The 2539-nt window shown below is 36.2% G+C and carries 2 protein-coding genes; one reads left to right on the top strand and one right to left on the bottom strand.

Annotation, left to right across the window (positions count from 1 at the left end; translation table 11 throughout):
• Positions 1–294: 294 nt before the first annotated feature.
• A complete protein-coding gene (locus AKG98_RS21690) occupies positions 295–1005 on the top strand; it encodes a hypothetical protein (protein WP_067051214.1) in 711 nt (236 codons plus the stop codon).
• Positions 1006–1747: 742 nt separating this feature from the next.
• On the opposite strand, the gene AKG98_RS22585 is transcribed toward AKG98_RS21690, so the two are convergent.
• Positions 1748–2095: a hypothetical protein gene (locus AKG98_RS22585; protein WP_198155596.1), complete on the bottom strand. Its 348-nt coding sequence runs from the start codon at positions 2093–2095 to the stop codon at positions 1748–1750.
• Between the last annotated feature and the right edge of the window lie 444 nt (positions 2096–2539).

The following is a 2539-nucleotide window of genomic DNA, read 5'->3' as shown; positions in this document are numbered from 1 at the left end:
ATAGTGCAAAATCATCTTTGGTAAATATCTATTGTTAGACGCTAAAAACAGTGTTTTTTAGGTGTTTTCAATCGTATTTCAATCGAATGACTTTTGGTATGTGCGCATTGTCATCTTTATGTTAAACAGAGCGCATATTGCTGAATTTATCCAAAATCAAAAAATGATCACATTGCCTAATTCAATAGTATTGTTCTATTTATCTTAACTGTATTTTTTTATTTCTCTGTTTTTATTTTGTAATTATAAGTGGATTATAAGGCTCACCTTTTTACAAATTAAACATAGGTTTTTATGAAAAAGTTAATACTAGAAAATAAAATAGCAGAAACACGAGAAGCGGCAAAACTTCCGCCCTCTTCTTTTTCTAAAGAGACATTGAAGGCTCCAGATACAAGTAAGATGACACGGTTAGGAGGTGGAAATGACAAAAACTATTTCCATGGTGAAGGGAAAATGGGTTATCTTGAAATGAAAAGGGGTAAGTCATCTATGGATGTTATAGAGAGGGAGTTTTCAGCACGTGACAATATGGTCAAAAAAGCACCTGAACTAAAACGTTTTCTGCCTGAAATGATAAATTCTCATGATGAAAAAGGTGATGCAGCAACAGGATACTATGTCGAGCATCTCAATTTAATCGCTGAGTTCAAACCTAAATATATAGGACAAACTTTTGGGGATACTAAATTAAAAAAATTCGAAAGTGAAATAAAAAAGAAGTTATTCATTTTGCCAGAATTCCAAGAGTCAAGCAGGCGGGTTTCTTTTCTAGAGCAATTTAAAAATGATCTTGGAGAAATACAAAATAATAAGGATGCTATTTTTGATAGTATTGGCGAGTTGACAATGGTAATTGTAACCGATAGCACCTCTTCATTAAAAATCATTGATTTCGCGTTAAATGAATCACATGAAATAATGCCAGAAGAAGACAGAAAGGATATATCTAAAGGGTTTGATAAGTTAAAAGGTAAAATTAATGACTTGATCGGCTCTATGTAACGATAGTAAATGTAAAAATGTATGGAGGGACAGTGTCGATTATTGGCGTGTTAATTGAGTATCAATTTGACATCGCTGGCGCTTTTCGTTGACTCTAGAAGGTTACTTACTTATTACAGAAATGAGAGTGGCGTAATAAATTCAATGTTACCAACGTTTACTTAACAACCCTGTTAACCCACTGCGTATAACGCATGTTATGTAAGATTGAGTTCGATATGATGGTTCGCTATGTAAACTTAGCGAACTAACTCCCGGCAATAATCACTCCTGATATGTACCGTACAATGACCCGTGCTGCTGGGTGATATTTCCGTTGTCGTACTAAACATAAAATGCACTATACGCAATTGCTCACGATCAGAAAAAAGACTCTGATCATGCCCAACTGTCCGCTTCGCCGTATAATGGATTTTATGTTTAATAGAATGGTTACCCGCGTACTCGCTGTCTAGCACAAGCCGTCACTGCAAACCCCGCAGTGAGCATCGGTATCACTTCAAGCAACAACAATCCCAAATATAGCTCTCGAAAGCCTCGGCAAAAACACACCTCACCTTTACGCTCCTTATTGGTCTTTTATGTTGCGGCGTTCAGCCTCGCCAATGCTTTAAAAGGAATTTGGGTTAATGTAGTACATTTGTACTACATTTTATTGTAGGGTTTTGTCACAGCCTTGTGTTAAGTGTGTTTATCTTTATATTCAATCAGAAATAGGGAGGGAGGATCTAGAGGTTAAATATTACTGTTCTGCCAAGCCCGTTTTAAGATGGTTATTAATTGTAAGGCAATTAGCATCTCTCGCTTTAAAAGTTCTTTTAGCCGCAGGAATATCACGGCCACGCTGAGCCGCTAATTCTTTTAACCGCTCATATTTTTTATCTGCGGTATCATTTATTTTTTTTGCTGAATATGAGAAGTAGCCACGTAAGCCGTTACGTTCAACAGACTCTTTAGAACAAATAACCTCAGTGATTTTCCCTTCAACGTTCAACTTTACTGATAGGTGGGTGTCCTCACCATGGTTGCGTCGATCATCGACTGTAATAGCAGCTCCGGAATTTAATGAGTGTGGAATGCCTTTTTTCATTTTCTAATACCCTACTCGTTAACATTAAAATGTAGTACAAATGTACTACATTTTAAGTTTTACGAAAAACTAATTAGCGACATTAATCGCGTTGATTAGAGTCTCTTTATCTATATTATCGCGCATGTGTATGATCCCGCGAATCAGCTTGGCTGCAGTTACTTTTTTACCCATCTCTAACTCTAAGCTTTGAAGCCATAAGTTTAGATCTACTTGGTTGTTTTCACTTAACCTAATCGATACCGGTTTAGCTCCGGTTGTCACATTACGCTTTGTTGCTACGGTTGTGATTTTATCTTTTGGCTGATCTATTTCTTGTTGTTCTTTCTTCTTTTGTCTTCTACGGCTAAGCGATGAAGCACCTTGTAATTTGCTCATATTAATTAATACACTTTTATAAGTTAAAGACGTTCTAGCACTTCTTTTGCAAGATTCTTGTAGTCT

Source organism: Moritella sp. JT01 (genome assembly GCF_001574435.1).
Lineage (GTDB): Bacteria > Pseudomonadota > Gammaproteobacteria > Enterobacterales > Moritellaceae > Moritella.
The sequence above is the reverse complement of the archived record's forward strand: the minus strand, read 5'-3'. Positions and strand labels throughout refer to the sequence as shown.